This is a genomic window from Streptomyces sp. NPDC085866 (assembly GCF_044541035.1).
GTDB lineage: Bacteria > Actinomycetota > Actinomycetes > Streptomycetales > Streptomycetaceae > Streptomyces.
In genome coordinates, this window is the sequence record NZ_JBITSQ010000011.1 from 292,558 (window position 1) to 314,432 (window position 21,875).

Here is a 21,875-nt window from a genome sequence, read left to right on the forward strand (position 1 = left end):
GTGGTTTCGAGCCGGGTCCGATGGGGAGGGAGCAGGCGTGCCCAAGGTGTCCTCCGTGGTCGTCCCCTATGCCGCGTACCTGCGCGTCTACGAGCCGCTGGCCGCCTTCCCGGAGCCGGAGCGCACCCACTGGGCGCGCTACGCCCGGCGCCCCGACCGTCCCTCCTACCAGGACGAACTGCGCCGCTCGCTGGTCGACTTGCTGCCCACCCCGCCGATCCCGGTGCCGGTCCACGAGAGCAGCGACGCCTTCGTGCTGGACGTCGACGGAGTCGTCTGCGTCTGCCCCTGGCGGACCCGGCTGCGCGGCTGGCAGGCGCTGGGCGAGCTCGCCGAGGAGCTGCCCGCTTCGGTGCTGGACGCGGTGCTGCCGCCGCTGGTGCGCCGCCAGGCCGCCCAGGACTACGAGCGCTGGCTCGCCCGCAACCCGGACGCCCGCCCCTGGATCCGCACGGCGACCTGGCAGGTCCCGCTGAACTGGTTCGTGCTGGTCTCCGACGAGGAGCGCCGGTACGAGAAGGGGTCCGGCGAGGTGCCGCCGATGCTGCGCTACCGCACCCCGATGGTGCAGGCCAGGCGCCGGGTGGCGCGGGCGCTGCGCACGCTGAGGGACACCATCGAGGAGGGGCCGCTGATCGACGGCCTGGTGGACGTCGGCCGCTGGCTGGAGGAGTTCCACCCGCGCTCGCTGGTGGAGCTGGACTACGGCGGCCTGGTGCACGCGGTGCCGGCCGGCGAACTGGAGGGCGACCACTCGGCGGCGGACGTCGCCGACGGCATCGAGGCGCTGCGCCGGGGGGACGGGATGGCCGCCGGGGAGGCCTACGGGCGGCTGGTGGAGCGGTGGCGGGCGGTGCGGGACCGACGCTCCGCGAACTGAGTGACCTACGTCACGGTCAAAACAGCCCTGAACAACGTACGGTCTACCGCACTTGACCACCTGACGGGGCGTAGGTCCCGATCCGGGCTTTTGTCCCAAGGGTGATGGACGGCACTTACACGGCTCTTGCGCCGCTTGCCGCCCCTCGTGCCAAAATAGGACAAGGAGTCCGGGGAGGGCTCCGTCCGTCCAACTATGCTCCACTGTGGGCGGAATCTCCGCATTGCTCGCTTTGGGGGGTCTGGTGCCTCCTGATCGTCCTGTGACTGATCGTCACAGTGGCGTGACTGTCCGCTATGGCATGGTCCATCGGCTTCCGCGGCTGATGAACACCTGGGAGGGCAATTCCATCGGTTTGGCCGACGTGGCTGGACAGATGGTGTAGTTGTAGTGCCGAGGACAAGCCGTTCGTCCTATAACCGACTCGGCCCGCGTCCGCCATTTCGGGCAACGCGGGTCAAGGTGCAGAATTTAGAGGAAAGAACCGAGAAGGTTCGGTTCTCCCGAGGAGGCCGCTCATGACCGCTCGCACCCCTGATGCCGAGCCGCTGCTGACCCCGGCTGAGGTCGCCACGATGTTCCGCGTGGACCCGAAGACGGTCACGCGGTGGGCGAAGGCCGGCAAGCTCACTTCGATCCGTACGCTCGGCGGCCATCGCCGCTACCGCGAGGCCGAGGTCCGCGCTCTGCTCGCGGGCATCCCGCAGCAGCGCAGCGAGGCCTGAACAACTGAATAACCGGGCAAACCGGCTGGTCCCCCAACTGACCGAGGTGCCCGGAACCCAAGCTCCAAGCGACGCGGGACCTGCCCCAACAGGGCCCACGCCCAAGCCGAAAAGAACGTTGTAGGCAGCGACACAGGGTGCGTCGTAGATCGCGCTGGACTCCGCCGGGTCCAGCGCGATCTTTTTTGTGCGCTGGTCGTGGGGGTGCCGGGTCGCTGTGAGCGGCCTTGTCGGAGTCTGGGGAGGGCTGTCGGAACTTCTGTGCACGCCCCCTGAGACAGGTGCAATTGCACATATTAAATTGACCACTTGTAGGAGGGTGGTAAGTTCCGCCGTTTCAAAAAGTCATGCGGTGACTCCCGTCACATGCCAGGGATCTTGTTGCCTCCGGCACGGGTGCGGTAGTGGAACCACCCCTTCCAGCGTGCCACGTCCGGACGGGTGTTGGGCCCGGCGTCGGTCACGCGCTCCGGGGACTTTCGTCCTCCAGGGCCTCTTCGCTCGCGTCCTCGGGTCGTGGGCCGGTGTCCATCGCCAGCCGCAGCAGGCGATGACAGATCGGGCAGTGGCGGGTGAGGTGCCGGTAGGACGAGGCGGCCGACAGATGCGCCCTGAGCAGCGCCCGCGTCTCGTGCCTGGCCGATGCCGTCATACGCCACCTCCAGGGGCCGCACAGGGGGGCGGGCCCTGGTTTCTGGGTACCGGCGGAATGTGACGTCGTCAATCCCCCGCGGGGCAGGCCGAGCGCAAGAAGAAGGCCCCCATCCGGATCGGATGAGGGCCTTCTCTGTTGCGGTCCTGACGGGATTTGAACCCGCGGCCTCCACCTTGACAGGGTGGCGAGCACTCCAAACTGCTCCACAGGACCAGGTTTCGCTGCGCTTGGCTTGCTGCGTTGCGCTGCGAGAAGGACTGTACAGGAGGGTGAGGGTCCTGGTCGAACTCACCCTCTGTACGGTCGTGGTTACGGTGCGACCGCGTCGATCGCCTTCACGATCCGCTTGTCGGAGATCGGGTACGCCGTGCCCAGCGCGTGGGCGAAGTAGCTGACCCGGAGCTCCTCGAGCATCCAGCGGATGTCCAGGACCTGCTGCGGTACCGGCCGGCCCTGCGGGAGCTGTTCCAGCAGCCAGGCGTACTCGTCCTGCATCTCGTGGACCTTCTCCATGCGCGTGGTGTCCCGCTGGACGCTCGTCGGCATCTGCTGCAGACGCCGGTCCGCGGCCACCAGGTAGCGCATGAGGTCGGGCAGGCGGCCGATCCCCGCCCAGGTCACGAAACCGGGCTTCACAAGGGCGTCCAGCTGCTTGCGGACGTCCGTCAGGTTCGCCAGCAGGACGGGGCTGCGTACGGCCTTCAGACGGCGCTCACAGGCCTGCCAGGCGGCGAGGACCTGCTGCACCTGGGCGACCGTACGGACCGTGGTGTCGACGATCTCCGCCCGCACCTTGTCGTACAGCTTCCGGTACGACTCCTCGTCCCACACCGGCCCGCCGAAGTCCGCGATCAGCTTGTCGGCCGCGGCCATCGCGCAGTCGTCGAAGAGGGCCTGGATCGAGCCGTGCGGGTTGGCGGAGAGCGCCAGCTTCTGGGCGTTCGTGAGCTTCTCGGATGCGAACTTCGCCGGGTTCACCGGGATGTTGCGCAGGATGAGGCGGCGGGTGCCCTTCCACATGGCTTCCGCCTGCTCGGCCTCCGTGTCGAAGAGACGGACCGAGACCGTGTCGCCGTCGTCCACCAGCGCCGGGTACGCCTTCACCGGCTGCCCGGCCCGGCGGGTCTCGAAGACCCGGGTGAGCGTGCCGATCGTCCAGTCGGTGAGGCCCTTGCGCTCCAGGGACTCCCCGCCCTCGCGGGAGGCCGTCGCGGCCGCCGCCTGGGACAGGGCCTTGCGCGCCTTCGGCTTCAGCTGGAGCTTCAGCGCCTGGAGGTCCTTGTCCTCGGCGAGCTTGCGCCGCCGCTCGTCCACGATCCTGAAGGTGATCTTCAGATGGTCGGGGACCTTCGCCCAGTCGAAGTCGTCCGCCTCGAAGGGGACGCCGACCATGCGCTTCAGCTCGCGGGCCATGGTGACCGTCAGGGTCTCCTGCAGTGGCACCGCGCGCTCCAGGAACGCCTTCGCGTAGTTCGGCGCGGGCACGTAGTTGCGGCGGATCGGCTTGGGGAGGGTGCGGATCAGCTCCGTCACCACTTCCTCGCGCAGACCGGGGATCTGCCAGTCGAAGCCCTCGTCCGTGACCTGGTTGAGGACCTGGAGCGGGATGTGGACGGTGACACCGTCCGCGTCCGCGCCCGGCTCGAACTGGTAGGTCACCCGGAACTTGAGCTGCCCCTGCCGCCAGCTGTCCGGATAGTCGGCCTTGGTGACCGCCTCCGCCGACTCCCGGATGAGCATCTCCCGCTCGAAGTCCAGGAACTCGGGCTGCTCGTGCCGCTTCTGCTTCCACCAGGAGTCGAAGTGGGCGCCGGAGACGACGTGGTCGGGCACCCGCTGGTCGTAGAAGTCGAACAGCGTCTCGTCGTCCACGACGATGTCCCGGCGCCGCGCCCGGTGCTCCAACTCCTCGACCTCGCTGAGGAGTCTGCGGTTGTCCGCGAAGAACTTGTGGTGCGTGCGCCAGTCGCCCTCGACGAGCGCGTTGCGGATGAACAGCTCCCGGGAGACCTCGGGGTCGACCCGGCCGTAGTTCACCTTCCGCTGGGCGACGATCGGGACGCCGTACAGCGTGACCTTCTCGTACGCCATCACGGCCGCCTGGTCCTTCTCCCAGTGCGGCTCGCTGTACGTCCGCTTCAGGAGGTGGCCGGCGAGCGGCTCGACCCACTCCGGCTCGATCTTCGCGTTGACCCGGGCCCACAGCCGGGACGTCTCCACCAGCTCGGCGGACATCACGAAGCGGGGCTGCTTCCGGAACAGCGCCGAGCCCGGGAAGATCGCGAACTTGGCGTTGCGGGCGCCCAGGTACTCGTTCTTGTTGCCGTCCTTCACGTCCTTCATCCCGATGTGGGAGAGGAGGCCGGCGAGGAGGGAGACATGGACGCGGTCGGTGGGGGCGTCGTCCTCGTTGAGGTGGATGCCCATCTGCTTGGCGACCGTGCGCAGCTGGGTGTAGATGTCCTGCCATTCGCGAATGCGCAGGAAGTTCAGGTACTCCTGCTTGCACATGCGGCGGAAGGAGCTGGACCCCCGCTCCTTCTGCTGCTCGCGGACGTACCGCCACAGGTTCAGGTAGGCGAGGAAGTCGCTGGTCTCGTCCTTGAAGCGGGCGTGCTGCTGGTCGGCCTGGGCCTGCTTCTCGGCCGGGCGCTCGCGCGGGTCCTGGATGGACAGCGCGGCCGCTATGACCATGACCTCGCGGACACAGCCGTTCCTGTCGGCCTCCAGGACCATCCGGGCCAGGCGCGGGTCGACGGGCAGCTGGGCGAGCTTGCGGCCGTTGTCGGTGAGCCGCTTGCGCGGGTCCTTCTGGGCCGGGTCCAGCGCGCCCAGCTCCTGCAGCAGCTGCACGCCGTCGCGGATGTTGCGGTGGTCCGGCGGGTCGATGAAGGGGAACTTCTCGATGTCGCCGAGGCCGGCCGCGGTCATCTGGAGGATGACGGAGGCCAGGTTCGTGCGGAGGATCTCGGCGTCCGTGAACTCCGGGCGGGCGAGGAAGTCGTCCTCGGCGTAGAGCCGGATGCAGATGCCGTCGGAGGTACGGCCGCAGCGGCCCTTGCGCTGGTTGGCGCTGGCCTGGGAGATCGGCTCGATGGGCAGCCGCTGGACCTTGGTGCGGTGGCTGTACCGGCTGATCCGGGCGAAGCCGGGGTCGATGACGTACTTGATGCCGGGGACGGTGAGGGAGGTCTCGGCGACGTTGGTCGCCAGAACGATCCTGCGCCCGGTGTGCGGCTGGAAGACGCGGTGCTGCTCGGCGTGGGAGAGGCGGGCGTAGAGCGGCAGGATCTCCGTGAAGCGGTACTGCTTCTTGGTGAGCGCGTCCGCGGTGTCCCGAATCTCCCGCTCACCGGAGAGGAAGACGAGGACGTCGCCCTGCCCCTCGGCCATCAGCTCCTCGACGGCGTCGGTGATCGCGGTGATCTGGTCCCGGTCGGCGTCCTCGGAGTCCTCCTCGAGCAGCGGCCGGTAACGGACCTCGACCGGATAGGTGCGGCCGCTGACCTCGATGATCGGGGCGTCGCCGAAGTGCCGGGAGAAGCGCTCCGGGTCGATGGTCGCCGAGGTGATGACGACCTTGAGATCGGGCCGCTTCGGGAGCAGCTGGGCGAGGTAGCCCAGCAGGAAGTCGATGTTGAGGGACCGCTCGTGCGCCTCGTCGATGATGATCGTGTCGTAGGCGCGCAGCTCGCGGTCGGTCTGGATCTCGGCGAGCAGGATGCCGTCCGTCATCAGCTTGACGAAGGTGGCGTCCGGGTTCACCTGGTCGGTGAAGCGGACCTTCCAGCCGACGGCCTCGCCGAGGGGGGTCCGCAGCTCCTCCGCCACCCGCTCGGCGACGGTACGGGCGGCGATGCGGCGGGGCTGGGTGTGCCCGATCATGCCGCGGACGCCGCGGCCCAGCTCCATACAGATCTTGGGGATCTGCGTGGTCTTACCGGACCCGGTCTCGCCTGCGACGATGACGACCTGGTGATCGCGGATGGCCTCGGCGATCTGGTCCTTCTTCTGGCTGACGGGGAGCTGCTCGGGGTACGTGACGGCGGGCACGCGGGAGCGCCGCTCGTCCATCCGGGCCTCGGCCTTGGCGACCTCTGCCTCGATCTCGGCGAGGACGGCGGCGCGGGCCTCCGGCTTACGGATCTTGCGCGCGCCCTCGAGCCGCCGACCGAGGCGGTGCGCTTCGCGCAGCGACAGCTCGGTCAGGCGGGGGGCGAGGGTGCCGAGGGCGGGGGCTGGGTGCGTAGACATACGCGGTCCAGGATCGCACCTCGGGGAAATCACTGGCGAACGATTTGCCCCGGGGCGCTCAGGGCGTGCGCTGAGCGGGTGGCGCCGGCTCCGTGCGCTGCCGGCCCGACACGTCCCCGAGGGCGATCGACTTCGCGGTGTTGGACACGGCCTTGATGCCCAGGTAGGCGGTGGTCAGGCTGCTCACCGCGGTGAAGGCGGCGGTCAGCACACCGACGATCACGGCCTTGTCCCCGTTGAGCCGCCACACCCCGAAGATCGCGACTCCGGCGATGGCGAGATTGCTCACGACGACCGCGAGCAGCCCGTACCGCGCCCGGTCCTTCTCCAACTCGGTGTCCCGAATGGCTCTGGCCTCGTCCCGGCTCATCGTCCTGTCCCCCCGACGGTCCCGCCCGATCATCCAGAACGTAGCGCTGCCGGGGGCACCTGCCAAGGAGACCGCCTGGTCAGCTCCGCAGCTCCGCCAGCCGGGTGTCCACCTGTGCCCGGTCGTACCCCCGTCGGACGATGTCGAACGCGGGCGGTGTGCCGGGGGCCGTGCCGGCGGCCAGCCGGGTCAGGTAGGCGTCGACCTGTGCCCGGTCGTATCCCCGTCGCACGATGTCGAAGCCCCGGAAGTCCTCTGCCACCCTTGCCTCCCCCAGTGCCGAAACGGCGAAGGCCCCGTTCACTGAACGGGGCCTTCTGGTTGTGGCTGGGGCCGGGGTCGAACCGGCGACCTATCGCTTTTCAGGCGATCGCTCGTACCAACTGAGCTACCCAGCCACGAGGCTTCCGAGGAAACCTCAGCGGTCCTGACGGGATTTGAACCCGCGGCCTCCACCTTGACAGGGTGGCGAGCACTCCAAACTGCTCCACAGGACCAAGCTCTGCGTGCAACAGTGTCGCACACGATCTTGCGTGCCCCCAACGGGATTCGAACCCGTGCTACCGCCTTGAAAGGGCGGCGTCCTAGGCCGCTAGACGATGAGGGCTATCGGCCCGCCTGGGCGCTTCTCAGCGCGTCGGGGACGTGAGAAGCATATGGGATGGCGGGGAGTATCGCCAAAACGGTTTTACGACCCCGATGGCGAGGGCGTGGCCGGGGACGGTTTCGCGCCCGGGAGCCGGTGGCGGAGCCGCTGATCAAACACTTCCTCGGGCAGGTGGCGGCTGACCTCGGCCGTCGTCAGGCCCAGGCCGCCGAGTCTGATCTCGTCCCAGGCCTGGAGGCGGCGGGTGTCGCGGTCGAAGTAGAGGATCGAGGCCTCGATCGGGTCGGGGTACTTGCCCTCCACGGCGCGCAGACCGCTGCCGCCCGTCGAACCCTCGATGCGCAGACGTGTGCCGTACTTCATGACCTCCGTGCCCTCGTGGTGGAGGTGGCCCGCCAGGACCAGCGGGACCGCGCCGTCCGTCTCGCGCGCGGCGGAGGGCTCGTGCGCGATCGCCACGTCGACCGGGGTGCCCGCCGCCCGCTGGTCGCGCAGGGCGCCGGCCAGGCGGTCGCCCGCCAGCACCTCGGCCGCGTCCCCGCCGGGCGACACCGAGCGGTCGGGGGTGAACTGGGGGTCGCCGATGCCCGCGAAGCGCAGGCCGGCGATCGTCTCCGCCCGGCCGTCGTCCAGGACGTGCACGTTCCTCATGTGCCGCAGGTGGCGCTGGGTGGTCCTGGAGTCGTGGTTGCCCCGGACCCAGACGTACGGCACGCCCAGGTCCGCGATCGGGTCCAGGAAGCCGTTCTCCGCGGCCGTGCCGTGGTCCATCGTGTCGCCCGAGTCCACGATCACGTTCACCTTGTACTGCTCCACCAGCGAGGCGATGATCTTCCAGCTCGCCGGGTTGAGGTGGATGTCGGAGACGTGCAGGACCCGCAACGTGGCAGGGTCCGGCTGGTAGGCCGGGAGCGTGGACGTGACGTCGTACAGCTTCGTCACGTTCGTCACCAGGCGCGCCAACTCCTTCTGGTAGACGTCGAATTCGGTGACGATGCTGCGCGCGTTGCCGACCAGGGAGGGCGCGGAGGAGAGCAGGCCGGAGAATTTCGGCTCCAGGACCGACCTGGGGTTCCAGGTGGCGTACGCCGTCGCCCCGGAGGCGGCGAGGAGGGCCAGCGCCAGGCCGCCGGCCGTCAGGGCGCGGCGCGGGCGGCGGTAGACGGCGAGGCCCAGGGCGGTCGCGCCGGAGACCACGGCGACGCAGGAGCGTACGGCCAGGTCGAGCGTGCCGCGCTCGACGTCCCGGGCCACCTCGTCCTGGAGCCCGGAGAGCCGCTCGGGGTGGTCGACGAGGGCCTGGGAGCGGAGCGGGTCGAGCTGGTCGACGTTGACGTCCAGGCGGACCGGGGCGACATGGCTGTCCAGGGTGAGCGCGCCCAGCGGGGAGACGTTGATCTTCGTGCCGCCGGTGAGGGACGGGCGCAGCGCCATCGTCGTGTCCATCGGGCCGACCGGGACCCGGACGTTCCCGACGATCAGCAGGCCCAGCCAGGCGCCGACCAGGACCACCGCGGTGAGGCCGAGGGCGCGCAGCCAGGGGTTGGGGCGGGCCGCCAGTTCCAGGGCCGGAAGGGCGGGGGCGGCTTTGCGGGCACGGCGGGTGCGCAGGGTGCGGAGGGCTGCGGCGGTGGCGCGGGCGCTGGCCATTGGGGGCGTATGCCCACGGCCGGGCGTGGATATGCGGCGGATATGCGACGGTTCGCCAGCCTCGTGCGGGCCTCCCGTGCCGGACAATGACCGTGTGCTGGAGATGACGCGCGAGGAGTTCGAGGAACTGGTCGCCGAGGCGCTCGACCGGATCCCGTCGGAGCTGACGCGGCTGATGGACAACGTCGCGGTGTTCGTCGAGGACGAACCGCCCGCGGACGATCCCGAGCTGCTCGGGCTGTACGAGGGGATGCCGCTGACCGAGCGGGGCGAGTGGTACGCGGGTGTGCTGCCGGACCGGATCACCGTCTACCGGGGGCCGACGCTGCGGATGTGCGACAGCCGCGAGGACGTCGTCGCCGAGACCGAGGTCACCGTGGTGCACGAGATCGCCCACCACTTCGGCATCGACGACGCCCGGCTGCACGCGCTCGGGTACGGGTGATCGGGCGGGGCACACCGATGCGGGCGGGGCGCGTGTCCTCTTGCGGGCGGCGGGAGTTGGGCAGGTTGACTCCCATCCTCGCTTCCGGAGGTGGCCGCCGTGCGCCCCTTGTACGTACCCGTCCGTCTGGCCGCCACGGTGCTGGCCCTCACGGCCGCCGCCGGCTGTGTGAGCGTGGGTGACGACGCCGACGGCCGGGCCGGGCCCTCGCACTCGGCGGGGCAGCGCGGTGGCGAGGCGCCCGACGGGGGGCCGGTGGAGGGTGGTGGCGGCTTCGGCTACGGCGGTGGCGGTCGCGGGGACGGCAAGCACGAGCACGGGGGCAAGAAGAAGCGGGGGGAGTCGGCCGCGCCCTCGGCCACGCCGTCCGTCCCGGGCAGCGCGTCGGTGGCACCGCCGAAGTCGGGGAAAACCACGAATCCGGCCCCCACACAGACGGTCGAGCCGACCCCCACCCAGACGGCCGAGCCGCAGCCGACGCCCACCGAGGAGCCGACGCCCGCCTCGCCACCGCCGCCGTCCGCCGAGCCGTCCTCCTCGGCCCACGAGGAGACGGGGACCCAACTGGCCCAGCGGGAGCCGGCGCCCGCGGCGGGGACTCCGGCGTAGGACGTGACCAGCGTCTCCTGGGTTCGGTTTGCCTTGGGGGGCGTTGGGTGCGTATGGTGGTAGATCGTTTGATCCCATTTGCCCGGCGCCACTGCAGAGCGCGCCGTGTGGCGCGTACTCTCCCTTGCCGTGGCGGACCGCATTGAGGCGGTCGTGAGCGATTCACGGAGTTGACGGGCGCGTGCCGAAGAGACTCCGGAAGGTTTCGCATTCGCATGTCCGTGTCCAGTACTGATCAGATCGTCATGCCCGAGAACGACAACGAGCTCGTGGACGTGACGACCGAGGTCACCGAGGCCGTCGAGGCCGCTGACACCACCCCCCAGATCACCGAGGCCGTCGAGGCCGCTGACACCACCCCCCAGATCACGTTCGCCGACCTCGGCCTCCCCGAGGGCATCGTGCGCAAGCTCGCGCAGAACGGCGTCACCACCCCCTTCCCGATCCAGGCCGCGACCATCCCGGACGCCCTGGCCGGCAAGGACATCCTCGGCCGTGGCCGCACCGGCTCCGGCAAGACCCTCTCCTTCGGTCTGCCGACCCTGGCCACGCTGGCCGGCGGCACCACCAAGAAGCACAAGCCCCGCGCGGTCATCCTCACCCCGACCCGTGAACTGGCCATGCAGGTCGCGGACGCCCTCCAGCCGTACGGCGACGTCCTCGGCCTGAAGATGAAGGTCGTCTGCGGCGGTACGTCGATGGGCAACCAGATCTACGCCCTGGAGCGCGGCGTCGACATCCTCGTCGCCACCCCGGGCCGCCTGCGCGACATCATCAACCGCGGCGCCTGCTCCCTCGAGGACACCCGGATCGCCGTTCTCGACGAGGCCGACCAGATGTCCGACCTGGGCTTCCTGCCCGAGGTCACCGAGCTGCTCGACCAGGTCCCGGCCGGCGGCCAGCGGATGCTGTTCTCCGCGACCATGGAGAACGAGATCCAGACCCTCGTCGACCGCTACCTGAACAGCCCCGTCTCCCACGAGGTGGACGCGGCCCAGGGCGCGGTGACGACCATGTCGCACCACATCCTCATCGTGAAGCCCAAGGACAAGGCGCCGGTCACTGCCGCGATCGCCTCCCGCAAGGGCCGCACGATCATCTTCGTCCGCACCCAGCTGGGCGCCGACCGCGTCGCCGAGCAGCTGCGCGAGGCCGGCGTGAAGGCCGACGCGCTGCACGGCGGCATGACCCAGGGCGCCCGCACCCGGACGCTGGCCGACTTCAAGGACGGCTACGTCAACGTGCTCGTCGCGACCGACGTCGCCGCGCGCGGTATCCACGTCGACGGCATCGACCTGGTCCTGAACGTGGACCCGGCCGGCGACCACAAGGACTACCTGCACCGTGCGGGCCGTACCGCGCGTGCCGGTCGTACCGGCACGGTCGTCTCGCTGTCCCTGCCGCACCAGCGGCGCCAGATCTTCCGCCTGATGGAGGACGCCGGCGTCGACGCCGCGCGCCACATCATCCAGGGCGGTGCCGCCTTCGACCCGGAGGTCGCCGAGATCACCGGCGCCCGCTCCATGACCGAGGTCCAGGCCGAGTCCGCGGGCAACGCCGCCCAGCAGGCCGAGCGCGAGGTCGCCCAGCTCACCAAGCAGCTGGAGCGCGCCCAGCGCCGGGCCACCGAGCTGCGCGAGGAGGCCGACCGGCTGGTCGCCCGGGTCGCCCGCGAGCGTGGCGAGGACCCGGAGACCGCGGTGGCCGAGGCCCAGGCAGCCGCGGCGGAGGCCGTGGTCGAGGCGGCCGTGGCCCAGGAGCCGGCGGAGCGCGAGACCGAGCGCGAGGAGCGTCCGGCGGCTTCGGCGCCGTACGAGCGCCGGGAGCGGCGTTCCTTCGACCGGGACCGTGGTGAGCGCGGCGAGCGTGGCTTCGAGCGCCGTGAGGACCGTGGTGACCGCGGTGGCTTCCGCCGTGACCGTGACGAGCGTCGTCCCTTCGACCGTGACCGGGACCGTGAGCGCGGCTTCGAGCGCCGTGACGAGCGTGGTGACCGTGGCGGGCGTTCCTTCGAGCGCCGTGACGAGCGTCGGCCGTTCGACCGTGACCGTGAGCGTGGCTTCGAGCGTCGCGACGACCGCGGTGGCCGTGGCTTCGAGCGCCGTGACGAGCGTGGTGACCGTGGCGGGCGTTCCTTCGAGCGCCGCGACGAGCGTCGCCCCTTCGACCGCGACCGTGATGGCCGCTCCTTCGAGCGTCGTGACGACCGTGGTGGCTTCCGCCGCGACGAGCGCGGTGCCGGGCACCGGGGCAGCGACCGTCCGTTCAACCGTGACCGTCGTGACGACCGCCCGGGCTTCCTCCCCCACTCTCGACGTCCCTCGAGCGGTGGGACCCCCACCGCCGGTCACGACCGCCCCTACGGCCGTCGTGACGACCACCGCGGCACCGGCTCCTTCGGCCGCCGCGACGACAAGCCGCGCTGGAAGCGCAACGGCTGACGAACATGAGTGACCGGCACCTTCGCCGGTGACCGAAGACGGCTGCGGGCCCCGGAACATCCGGGGCCCGCAGCCGTTTCGCTGTCAGCAGGTGGACAAGGGGGAGCGGACCGCGTGCCGGGTGCGCTGCAGACGCAGGGCGAGCTGCACCTCCAGCGCCCGCATGGGTTCCTGCCAGGTGGAGCCGAGCAGGTCGGTGATCCGTTCCAGGCGCCGGGAGACGGTGTTGGGGTGCACATGGAGGGCCTCGGCGGCCCGGCGGGGGCTGCCGCCGGACGCGAACCAGGCTTCCAGGGTGCGGACCAGATCCGTGCAGTGCCGGCTGTCGTAGGTGATCACCGGGCCGATCGTGGTGTGCACGAAGGCCGTGATGTCGGGGCTGTCCGCGAGCAGCAGCCCGAGGAAGCCCAGTTCCTGTGCCGAGGCGCTGCCGCCGTCGGTGCCGAGAGCGGTCAGCGCCTCCAGGCAGCGCCTGGCCTCCTGGTAGGTGCCGTGGACCGGGCCCGGATGCGCGACCGGCCCGGCCGAGCCGACCGTCACCCGGCGGCCGGTCACCGTGGACAGCTCGGCGGTGACCGCCCGCCCCGCGGCCCCCGAGTCCGTGCCCGGGACCAGCAGCACCAGGCAGTCGTCCACGATGGTCTGCAGTCCCGCCATGCGGTGGGCGTACGACGACGCCCAGACCAGGGCCCGGCCGCTCGCCCCGCCGTCCGGCCGGGCGATCAGCACCACGTGCGGGTCGTCGAGGGCGACGCCGAGGCGCCGGGCGTGCACCGCGAGCTGCTCGGGCGCGCGGGGCGAGTCGCCGATCAGGTCCTGGAGCAGCCGGCTGCGGCCCCCGTCGGGGGACGTCTCGGCGCCGGCCTGGATGCGCAGCAGGACCGCGGTGGACTGGGCCGTGGCCCGCAGCAGCCGGAGCTGGTAGTCGATGGCCGGGCCGTCCGTGGCCAGGATCAGGGTGCCGAGCACCTCGCGGCCCGCGGTGGCCGGACACAGCCACAGGCCGTCCGCCGAGCGGATCGGGGCGAGTTCGGTGTGGGCGTCCAGGGTCCGCTGGAAGAGTTCCGCCTCGTCGAAGTCCGGGAAGCCCTCGGTGACCGCGAGGGTGCGGCCGGTGGCGTCGCGCACCATCAGGGCCCCGCCGAGTTCGGCCGCGGCGCGGGCCGCCACCTCGTTCAGTCCGTTGCCGCTCAGCACCATGTCGATGAGCCGGGTGTGGACGCCGCTGACCAGACGCTCCGTGGTGGAGGAGTCCAGTGCCCGGGACACGTCGAGTTCCAGTTCGCTGACTTCGGACCGGGTCTGGGCGAGCAGCCGGGCCTTCTTGATGGCCAGCGAGGCGAGGTCGCCCAGCGAGGACATCAGCGTGATCTCGTCGGGTGTGAGGTGGCGCACCGAGCGGTCGGCGCCGTAGAGGGCGCCGAAGGTGTCGCCGCCCTCCTTCAGGGGCACCGCCATCAGACCGTGCAGGCCTTCCGCGGTGACCACCTCGTCGGTGGCCGCGGAGTGCGGGAAGCGGTCGTCGGTGAGGTAGTCGGCGGTCCAGAAGGGTGCGGAGCGGTCGAAGGCCGCGTTGCCGACGCCGCCCTGGGCGGGGACCACGAACCCCGGGGTGATGGTGGAGGCGTGGCCGTCGGATATGCGTACGTAGGAGCGGCCGTCGGCGGGGTCCCTGAGGGTGATCCACGACATGTCGAAGTTGAGGAGCAGCCGGGCCCGGCGGGTGATCACCTGCAGCAGCGCGTCGACCTCGTACGGGAGGGTCAGTTCCCGTGCGGTGTCCACGAGTGCCGCCAGGGCGGCCTCGCGCTGCTGGCGGCGGGCGAACAGGCCGTGGATGTCCAGGGCCAGGGCCCGCGCGCGGTCGAGGAGGGCCAGGGACTCGGCCGACACCGGTTCGTCGGAGTCGACGTCGGGGGGTGGTTCGAAGCGGTGGGGCGGAGCCTCGGTGGCGAGCAGTTCGAGAAGTCCGAGTAGTTCGTCCCGTACGAAGTCGTCCGTGTGCCGCATGGACCTCACCCCCAGTTGATCTGCGGCGCCTGCGGCGCGTGGCTCTGCCGAGCCTTCGCGAACCTAGATTGCGTGCACGACAGGCGTCAACGATGGCTTGAACCAGTACCGTTGAGGTGACCTTTGGCCGAAACCACATGCCAGAGCCTGCCGCACGGTGACCGGAACACCGCCCGGCCGGTGTGCAGCGGTTACCCCTGCACATTCCCCTGTCGCGTTCGGTAACCCGACAATAAGCCCTGACAGCGTGCCGGGAAGCGGACGGCGCCGCGGTCGCGGAGCGTCCGGCGGGGGGACAGAGACATGTCGGGAACGCAGAGTTTCGTACGGTCGCTGGAGCGCAGCCGGTTGTCGCTGACGCGTCCGGACCGGCCGGCCGAGTTCGAGCTGTTGGGCTTGCGATGGGACCTTCTTGACGAAGTGTTTGCTCCGGTGTTCTCGCCGTCGACCGCGATGGCGCTCGAGCTGCTGGGGCTCGCCGAGGCGGGTCCGGGCGACCGGTCGGGTTCGTTCCTGGAGATCGGCTGCGGGACGGGGGTCATCGCCGTGCGCAGCGCGCTCGCCGGGTGCGAGCGGGTGGTCGCCGCCGACGTGAACCCCCTGGCGGTCGAGAACGCGGCGCTCAACGCCGCGCGGCACGGGGTGGGGGACCGGGTGCGGGCCGTGCGGAGCGATCTGTTCTCCGCGCTTCAGCAGGAACGTTTCGACATGGTCTTCTGGAGTTCCAACTACGTACGCGCGCCTGAGGACTACACCTACCGGTCCATGCACGAGCGGGCCTACGTCGATCCGGGCTACCGCACGCATCGACGCTATCTGGCCGAGGCCCCGCGGATGCTCGCCCCGGGCGGCCGGGCGCTGCTGCACTTCAGCAGCCGCGGCGTCCTCGGGGAGCTGCACGAGATCGCCCGGGAGTGCGGTCGGGAGCTGCGCGTGGTGCGGTCCGTGGAGCTGGTGGAGAAGGAGTACGGCGCCGACGCCGTCGAGCACCTGCTGCTGGAGATCCGCGTCGCGGACGGCGGCGACGGTCGCGACGGACGGGGCGAGGTGTCTGGGTGATGGCCGCCGAGGGCGCGATCCGGACCGGCTCCCCGGGTGGCCTGCCGGCCGCCGGGGTGGGTGCCGGTGCCGCGCGGGAGGCGGCCCCGTGACCGCCGGGGCGGGGTGCACCTGCCCCGGTGACGGTCGCTCAGGGAGCAGTTGGACGCGGGCACGGTGGAGCGGGGAGCAACCGCCGGGGTCCGCCGAGGGGGGAAAGTGGTGTCGTGGTGACCCTCTCCGGGCGGGACGCCTTTCGCAGTGAACTCACCGAGGTCGCCGGGCGGGACCGCCGGGTGGTCTGTCTGGAGACGCTGGCCCGCAGGAAGGACCATCCGTTCGAGGCGGCCCACCCGGACCGCTTCTTCTCGCTGCCGAACGTGGGCACGGTGCTGACGCAGATGGTGACGGGCCTGGGGGCGGCCGGGTTCAGGCCGTTCGTGGTCGTCGCGCCGGGTCCGGTGGAGGGGCGGGCGGTGGCGCCCCGGTCGTTGTGGCGCGACTGTCTGGAGGCCGGGGCGACCGTGGTGATGTCGGCCGAGGACTTTCCCGACGGGTACGACGAGGTGCGGCGGATGTCCGGCGTACCGCTCGCGATGCCCTGCGGGGAGGAGGAGACGCGGGCGGTGGTGCGGCACGCCGCGCGGTCCTCGCGGCCGCACTGTCTGGTGCTCGGGGAGGGGCCGGGGGCGGATCTCTCCTGGGAACCGAGCGAGCCTTCGGCGGCCACGGCGCGGTTGATCTCCGTCGGTGAGGCCGGCACCCGGCTGGCGGTCGCCGCGCGTGCGGCCGCACCTGGGCTCGGGCATGCGCACCTCGTCTATCTGGACGATGCCCGGCTGTCCGCCGCGGCCGTGGAACTCGCCACGTGGACGGGGAAGTCGGTGGTGACCGCGGCGCCCCGGCTGCTGGGACCGGTGCTGGAGACGCTGCGGTCGCGATTGCCGGGGGGTGCGGTGCTGGGGGTTCCGGCGCCGTTCCGGGCCGGGCGCGCGGATGTGGAGCAGGTGCTGGCCGCTGCCGCGGCGTAGCGGGTGCCTCGACTTCGCCTTCGGCCGCCATTTGCGTTCCCACCCGCACCACCCGTGCGGCTTTCGTCGTCGGGTGCGGGTGGCTCCTGTGGGGCGGATTCTGCGTCGGCGGCTGCGGGTTCGTGGGGGTGGTGAGGGGGGGGCGGTCAGCCGTCCATGTCCTCCAGGAGGCGGGACTGGGCCAGGGCGTAGGCCAGTTGGGCTCTGCTCTTGCTGTTGAGGGCCTCTGCCGCGCGGCCTATGTGGGTGGAGACGGTGCGGGCGCTGATGCCCAGGCGCTTGGCTATCGCCGCGTCGGTGTGGCCCTCGATCATGAGGCGCAGGACGGTGCGCCGGGTCTCGTCGGTCATCAGCGGGGGGCGCGCCTGCTCCTGGGTGATGCTGAGGGGTTCCGCGCGCTGCCAGGCGTGGTCGAAGACCGTGGCCAGGTAGTGGACGATGGCGGGGTGTTCGATCGTCAGGGCCGTTGTCCTGAGGTCGTGCCGGGGGTCGGGGATGAAGGCCGTCCTGCGGTCGAAGATGATCAGGCGGTCGAAGAGTTCGTTGAGGGTGCGTACCTCGACGCCGACCGCGGTGACCTGCTCGATGTAGGCGAGCGTGGGGCCATGGGTGCGCACCGAGTGCTGGTAGAGCGTCCGCTGGCGGATGTCCCGTTCGGACAGTTCCAGGGTGCGGCGCAGTGCCTTGCTGAGGAGTGCGGTGGCCCGGCCGCCGCCGGGCTGGGCGGTCAGGAGTTCCGCGCGGCAGGCGTCGGCCGACTTCTGCAGCGCCGCGCTGATGACGTCCTCGCCGTGCAGCAGACGGATGTCGGCGGAGGCGGTGCCCTGTTCCTCTCGGTAGACGTCCTCCGCGGCGCTCAGCGCCTCGCGGACGGCCGCCACGGCCTGCTGCTGGACGAGAATGGCGCGCTCGATGGGGCGGCAGAACTCGCTCACCGCGATGTCGGGCGGCACCACGCCCATGATCAGCGGGTTTTCGGCCAAGGGCCGCATGAGACCCAACTCGACGAGGCAGTCCGGGACATCGCCATCAATCGGACCTTTTGAGAGCGCTTCCCGGTAGCGGGCCAGACCTTCGTCGCAGAGCCTGACCACATTGGTATGGGAGAGATTGTCCGACTTTCTGCACATTCGTTCCCCCTTCAGAAATGCGCAATGCGCGATCACGAGGCTACCAAGCGAAGAAATCCGGCTGCTGGCTGAGGCATGCTTCTTGCGGCGGAGGCAACAGTGCCTATCAGCCACCTGGGAGGGAATCCACATGAATTCCAAGGGAACGACTTCCAAGCGATTCAGCGCGATATTCGCCCTCATGCTCCTCCTCGGACTCGGCGCCCAGTCGGCCGAGCAGGCCCTGCAGGGCAAGTCGATCGCCCAGACGGCCAACATCCCCGACCACGACCCGGAATGGGGCTGACCGAAGGCCCGGGGGGACGTCCGACGAACTCATAGGGGGAAAGCGAACGTGCCTCGTCGGAATCCGGAGACCGTAGGAATCATTCTCGCGGGCGGCAGAGGCGAGCGGGCGAAGCCCATCACTCTGGAATCGTCCGACTACATTCGCAGCAAGGCTCTTATTCCGTTCGTCGGAAGGCGGCTCATCGAATGGGTCGTCGAAGCCTGCCGGGACCAGGGCATCCGTCGCTTCTACGTGGTCGCCCACGGTCTGGAGAACCGTAACCAGATCAAGCTGCTGCTGGGCCACGGCGAGCGGCACGGAGTGGACGTCAGGTACTCCCGCTCGCGCCTGGACCGCTACAACGTGGGCTCGGCCGGAGCCACCCTCCACAACCTCGAACAGTGGGACCTGCAGGGCCAGGCCCTGGTGCTGCCGGTCGACTCGCTCTTCGACTTCGACCTGCGGGAACTGCGGGCCACGCACGAGGCGCGCGGCGCCGTGGTGACGGTGGCCGCGGTGGAACGGACCGCGCGGGAGATCGCCGGCAAGTACGGCGTGATGCGCACCGACGCGCGGGGGCTGGTGACGGGCTTCGTCGAGAAGCCGGCCGTCGCCCGGCTGCGCGAGCTGTTCCCGGGCGCGGTCGCGGACGAACGGGCGACACTGCCCACCAACGCCGGGATGTACCTGGTGGACTGCGGCCGGCTGCGGCTGCTGGCCCGGGAACCGGAGCTGTTCCGGCAGTCCCACCAAAGGCTCGACTGGGGCGGGGACCTGCTGCCCTGGCTGGCCGGGCACGACCACCCGGTCGCCACCCATGCCATCGGCAGGCTCGGCGACCTGGGCAACGTACAGGACTATCTGCACACGCTGCGGCTCGTGCTCGACGGCGCGTACGAGCAGATGAACCGGCTCATGGCGCGGTCCGGGCAGGCCGGACCGCAGGGCTGGATCCACGAGAGCAGCCTGCTGACGAAGGACGACCTGACCGGCACGACCCTCGCCCAGAAGATCGAGGAGGGGTCGGTGCTGATCGGCCCCGGCGTGCGTATCGGTCACGACGTCGAGATCGGGCCGGGCGTGCGGCTGGAGCACACGGACGTCGGCGACGGGGCCGAGATCCGTGAGGGCAGCACGCTCGTGCACTCCGCCGTGGGCGAGTCCGCGGTGATCGGCGCCCACGCCGACCTCTCGGAGTCCTACGTCGGACCGATGGCGGTGATCCATTCGGAGCGTGGCCGGCCCACCCGGCTCGAAGGGCACACGGCGATCGGCGACGGGGCCGTGCTGCGGCCCGGGTCCCGGTTCCGCGGGGTCACCGTCTATCCGCGGCTCAGGGTGCCCACGCTGACCGGCGTGCCCGCCGCGACCGAGCTGACGAGTGCCGACGACGTCCTGCGCTGGGTGTGATCCGGCCGGGGCCGACAGGCCTCAGAACACATAGGGGGAATCATGCACATGCACGGCCCCATAGCGGTGATCGGCGGAGCGGGCCGGCTCGGCTCTCTCGTGACCAGGAGACTGGCCGAGGCGGGCGAGCGGGTCCGCGTGGTGAGCCGGCACCCGGAGCGAGGAGCGACCCCGCCGCCCGGCACCGAGCTGTGGCAGGCGGACGTACGGTACGCGGACACGCTGGGGCCCGCGCTGCGCGGCTGTGCCGCGGTGGTGTTCAGCGTGGAGCCGGGTACCGCCGACTCCGGACCGGACAGCCCGGAGACCACGGTCTACAGCGGTGTGCGCAACGTGCTGGCGGCGGCCGCGGAGTCCGCGCCGCGGCCCCGGATCGTGCTGGTGAGCCAGATCTTCGTGACCCGGCGCGAGCACCCGATGAACGCCTACGGGCGGCTGCTGGACTGGCGGCTGCGCGGCGAGGACGCGGTACGGGACTCGGGCTTCATCTACACGGTGGTGCGGCCCGGCTGGCTGACCGACGACGGCAGTGCGGGCGCGGGTGTCCGGCTGGAGCAGGACGACCGCGGTGACGGCTGGGTCTCGCGCGCCTCGGTGGCCGAGGCCTGTGTCCGGGCGCTCGGCTCCGCGGCGGCCGCGGGCCGCACGTTCGAGGTCTACAACGAGCCGGGCGCGGCGCCCAAGGACTGGGAACCGCTGTTCCGCGGGCTGACCCCGGACCGCCTGCTGACCCTGCGCCCGTAGCGCCACGGCCCCGGTTCGGGCCGTACGGACGACGTGGCGGGTCCACCCCCGACCGCCCGCCCCGTCCCCACACCCGTCGGCTCCCCCCGGCCGGCGGGTCCCTGCCGGGGCCGGCGCCCCGGCGGACGCACACCGCGTCCGCGGCGCCGGCCCCGGGCGAAGAACCTCACGTATTCCAGAGAGGGCTGAGTCATGCCCGGCGAACGTCAAATCGTGGAGTCCGCCGAGATTTCCGAGAACGTGGTCTCCGAGATCATTTCCCGCACGTTCAGATCAATTCCGCGCAGTGACCAGAGGCGTTGGGGCGAGCTTTATGTGAGAGGCCTGCTCTCGGTTTCCGGGAGGAAGACCATGCGGGCGATCGCCGACGGTGCCGGCGGCGGAGTGGAGCAGAGCCTCTACCAGTTCATCACCAAGTCCCCGTGGGCCGCCGAGCCGGTCCGCCGGGAGCTGGCGGACCTGCTGCTGCGCCTGGAGCCGCGCGCCTGGGTGGTCCATCCCCTGGTGATCGCCAAGGTGGGGCAGCACTCGGTGGGCGTGGAGCGGCGGTGGGTCTCGGAGTTCGGACGGGTCGTCAACTGCCAGCAGGCGATCGGGGTGTGGCTGGCCGCCGACCGGGCGTCGTGTCCGGTGGACTGGCGGCTCGCCCTGCCGGAGAGCTGGGCGGGCGAGGCGGCGCTGCGGCGCCGGGCCTGCATCCCGGAGGACGTCGGCTCCTGCCCGCCCGAGCAGTGCGCGGTGGAGGCCGTGTCCGCGATGGCCGGGGACTGGGGCCTGCCGCACCGGCCGGTGGTGATGGACCTGCGGGAGAGCGACGCGTACGGCATCTGCTCGGTGCTGCTGGAGCGCCGTATGCCCTTCGTCGTCCGGATCGACCCCGCGGCCCGCGGACTGGCGCTGCGGGCGCTGCGGCCCGCGCCGCGCCCGGGACTGCCGGAGCCGGTGTCCGAGGACACGGGGGCGCCGTGCCCGCCCGGTTCGCCGCTCGCCCTGGTCCCGGAGCTGAGCCGGCAGTGCCTGCCGGTGGAGTGGTACGACCACGAGGCGGACGCCCTGCGGGCGACGTCGGTCGGCGCCGCCCGGGTCCTGCTGCGCCGGACGGGCCCCGACGCCCCCCGGCCGGTCCCCGCCGACCAGCAGGAACTCATCCTGGTCGGCGCCTGGCGGGATCCGGGGCGGCGCACCCCCAGCGAGTACTGGCTGTCGAACCTGCCGCAGTCCCAGCTCGGCACGGTCTACCGCACCGCCATGCTCGCAGGCCGGGTCACCCGCGACCTGACGCAGGTCAGCGAGGGGCTCGGCATCCGGGACTTCGAGGGCCGTTCGTTCCGCGGCTGGCACCACCACATGACGATGGTGTCGCTGGCCCACGCGGCCACGGTCCTGTCCGCGGCACCACACACCGAGGCCTGGCCGACGCCGGTGCGGATGCCGGTGTCCCGCGAGCGGGTGGGGGTGCGGGCCGCGTGAGCGTTCTTGCGGACACGGAGCGGGAGCGGGTGCGCATCGGGCTCGGTCGGCTGCCGGGTGGGTGTCGGTTCGTGGGTGCGTGGGGCGGGGTCGGGTCGCTGTCGGTGTGGATGCGGGTGTGTCGGGCGCGGGTGGGGG

Annotated in this window: 18 protein-coding genes and 4 tRNA genes; 11 read left to right on the forward strand and 11 right to left on the reverse strand. The window is 71.1% G+C overall.

The genetic code is table 11. From position 1 onward, the window contains the following. Positions 1-37: 37 nt before the first annotated feature. Complete coding sequence (locus ACIF83_RS28565) at positions 38-880, forward strand: hypothetical protein (protein ID WP_393474300.1); 843 nt, start codon at positions 38-40, stop codon at positions 878-880. A gap of 518 nt (positions 881-1,398) precedes the next feature. Beyond that, positions 1,399-1,605 carry a developmental transcriptional regulator BldC gene (gene bldC, locus ACIF83_RS28570; RefSeq protein WP_003949541.1) on the forward strand — a complete coding sequence of 69 codons (207 nt, stop codon included), beginning with the start codon at positions 1,399-1,401 and terminating at the stop codon, positions 1,603-1,605. A gap of 460 nt (positions 1,606-2,065) precedes the next feature. Here the strand turns inward: bldC and ACIF83_RS28575 are convergent, their stop codons facing one another. The 9 genes from ACIF83_RS28575 to ACIF83_RS28615 form a co-directional block, all read right to left on the reverse strand. Further along, a complete protein-coding gene (locus tag ACIF83_RS28575; protein ID WP_393474297.1) occupies positions 2,066-2,257 on the reverse strand; it encodes a DUF6274 family protein in 192 nt (63 codons plus the stop codon). A gap of 141 nt (positions 2,258-2,398) precedes the next feature. Further along, positions 2,399-2,473 (reverse strand) — tRNA-Asp (locus tag ACIF83_RS28580). Between the two features lie 96 nt (positions 2,474-2,569). Next, positions 2,570-6,514 (reverse strand): ATP-dependent RNA helicase HrpA, encoded by a 3,945-nt coding sequence (hrpA, locus tag ACIF83_RS28585; RefSeq protein ID WP_399731108.1) that lies wholly within the window; start codon positions 6,512-6,514, stop codon positions 2,570-2,572. A 58-nt stretch (positions 6,515-6,572) separates the two neighbouring features. Then, positions 6,573-6,884 (reverse strand): hypothetical protein, encoded by a 312-nt coding sequence (locus ACIF83_RS28590; RefSeq protein WP_393474291.1) that lies wholly within the window; start codon positions 6,882-6,884, stop codon positions 6,573-6,575. A 79-nt stretch (positions 6,885-6,963) separates the two neighbouring features. Beyond that, complete coding sequence (locus ACIF83_RS28595; RefSeq protein ID WP_399731112.1) at positions 6,964-7,146, reverse strand: DivIVA domain-containing protein; 183 nt, start codon at positions 7,144-7,146, stop codon at positions 6,964-6,966. A gap of 62 nt (positions 7,147-7,208) precedes the next feature. Continuing rightward, positions 7,209-7,282, reverse strand: a tRNA-Phe gene (locus tag ACIF83_RS28600). A gap of 24 nt (positions 7,283-7,306) precedes the next feature. Continuing rightward, positions 7,307-7,381 (reverse strand) — tRNA-Asp (locus ACIF83_RS28605). A 37-nt stretch (positions 7,382-7,418) separates the two neighbouring features. Further along, positions 7,419-7,491, reverse strand: a tRNA-Glu gene (locus ACIF83_RS28610). 81 nt (positions 7,492-7,572) lie between these two features. Next, positions 7,573-9,141: a metallophosphoesterase gene (locus tag ACIF83_RS28615; RefSeq protein WP_399731115.1), complete on the reverse strand. Its 1,569-nt coding sequence runs from the start codon at positions 9,139-9,141 to the stop codon at positions 7,573-7,575. Between the two features lie 94 nt (positions 9,142-9,235). On the opposite strand from ACIF83_RS28615, the gene ACIF83_RS28620 reads away from it, so the two are divergent. The 3 genes from ACIF83_RS28620 (at position 9,236) to ACIF83_RS28630 (ending at position 12,636) form a co-directional block, all read left to right on the forward strand. Next, on the forward strand, positions 9,236-9,586 hold the full coding sequence (locus tag ACIF83_RS28620; RefSeq protein WP_393474283.1) for a metallopeptidase family protein: 351 nt from the start codon (positions 9,236-9,238) through the stop codon (positions 9,584-9,586). Positions 9,587-9,685: 99 nt separating this feature from the next. Then, positions 9,686-10,195 carry a hypothetical protein gene (locus ACIF83_RS28625; protein WP_399731119.1) on the forward strand — a complete coding sequence of 170 codons (510 nt, stop codon included), beginning with the start codon at positions 9,686-9,688 and terminating at the stop codon, positions 10,193-10,195. A gap of 215 nt (positions 10,196-10,410) precedes the next feature. After that, complete coding sequence (locus ACIF83_RS28630) at positions 10,411-12,636, forward strand: DEAD/DEAH box helicase (RefSeq protein WP_393474278.1); 2,226 nt, start codon at positions 10,411-10,413, stop codon at positions 12,634-12,636. 84 nt (positions 12,637-12,720) lie between these two features. Here ACIF83_RS28630 and ACIF83_RS28635 read toward each other — a convergent pair whose 3' ends face one another. Next, on the reverse strand, positions 12,721-14,646 hold the full coding sequence (locus ACIF83_RS28635; protein WP_399731123.1) for a helix-turn-helix domain-containing protein: 1,926 nt from the start codon (positions 14,644-14,646) through the stop codon (positions 12,721-12,723). A gap of 303 nt (positions 14,647-14,949) precedes the next feature. On the opposite strand from ACIF83_RS28635, the gene ACIF83_RS28640 reads away from it, so the two are divergent. Continuing rightward, positions 14,950-15,705 (forward strand): methyltransferase domain-containing protein, encoded by a 756-nt coding sequence (locus ACIF83_RS28640; protein ID WP_399731126.1) that lies wholly within the window; start codon positions 14,950-14,952, stop codon positions 15,703-15,705. A 206-nt stretch (positions 15,706-15,911) separates the two neighbouring features. After that, positions 15,912-16,715: a hypothetical protein gene (locus ACIF83_RS28645; protein ID WP_393474270.1), complete on the forward strand. Its 804-nt coding sequence runs from the start codon at positions 15,912-15,914 to the stop codon at positions 16,713-16,715. Positions 16,716-16,861: 146 nt separating this feature from the next. On the opposite strand, the gene ACIF83_RS28650 is transcribed toward ACIF83_RS28645, so the two are convergent. Next, on the reverse strand, positions 16,862-17,707 hold the full coding sequence (locus tag ACIF83_RS28650; protein ID WP_393474267.1) for a LuxR C-terminal-related transcriptional regulator: 846 nt from the start codon (positions 17,705-17,707) through the stop codon (positions 16,862-16,864). A 268-nt stretch (positions 17,708-17,975) separates the two neighbouring features. Between ACIF83_RS28650 and ACIF83_RS28655 the strand changes: the two genes are divergently transcribed. The 4 genes from ACIF83_RS28655 (at position 17,976) to ACIF83_RS28670 (ending at position 21,737) form a co-directional block, all read left to right on the forward strand. Then, positions 17,976-18,131 carry a hypothetical protein gene (locus tag ACIF83_RS28655; RefSeq protein ID WP_393474264.1) on the forward strand — a complete coding sequence of 52 codons (156 nt, stop codon included), beginning with the start codon at positions 17,976-17,978 and terminating at the stop codon, positions 18,129-18,131. A gap of 48 nt (positions 18,132-18,179) precedes the next feature. Next, positions 18,180-19,523, forward strand: a complete 1,344-nt coding sequence (locus ACIF83_RS28660) for a sugar phosphate nucleotidyltransferase (RefSeq protein WP_399731131.1) — start codon at positions 18,180-18,182, stop codon at positions 19,521-19,523. A 48-nt stretch (positions 19,524-19,571) separates the two neighbouring features. Next, positions 19,572-20,267, forward strand: coding sequence for an SDR family oxidoreductase (locus ACIF83_RS28665; protein WP_393474259.1), 696 nt, complete (start codon positions 19,572-19,574; stop codon positions 20,265-20,267). Positions 20,268-20,459: 192 nt separating this feature from the next. Next, positions 20,460-21,737: an IS701 family transposase gene (locus tag ACIF83_RS28670; protein WP_393474256.1), complete on the forward strand. Its 1,278-nt coding sequence runs from the start codon at positions 20,460-20,462 to the stop codon at positions 21,735-21,737. Positions 21,738-21,875 lie beyond the last annotated feature (138 nt).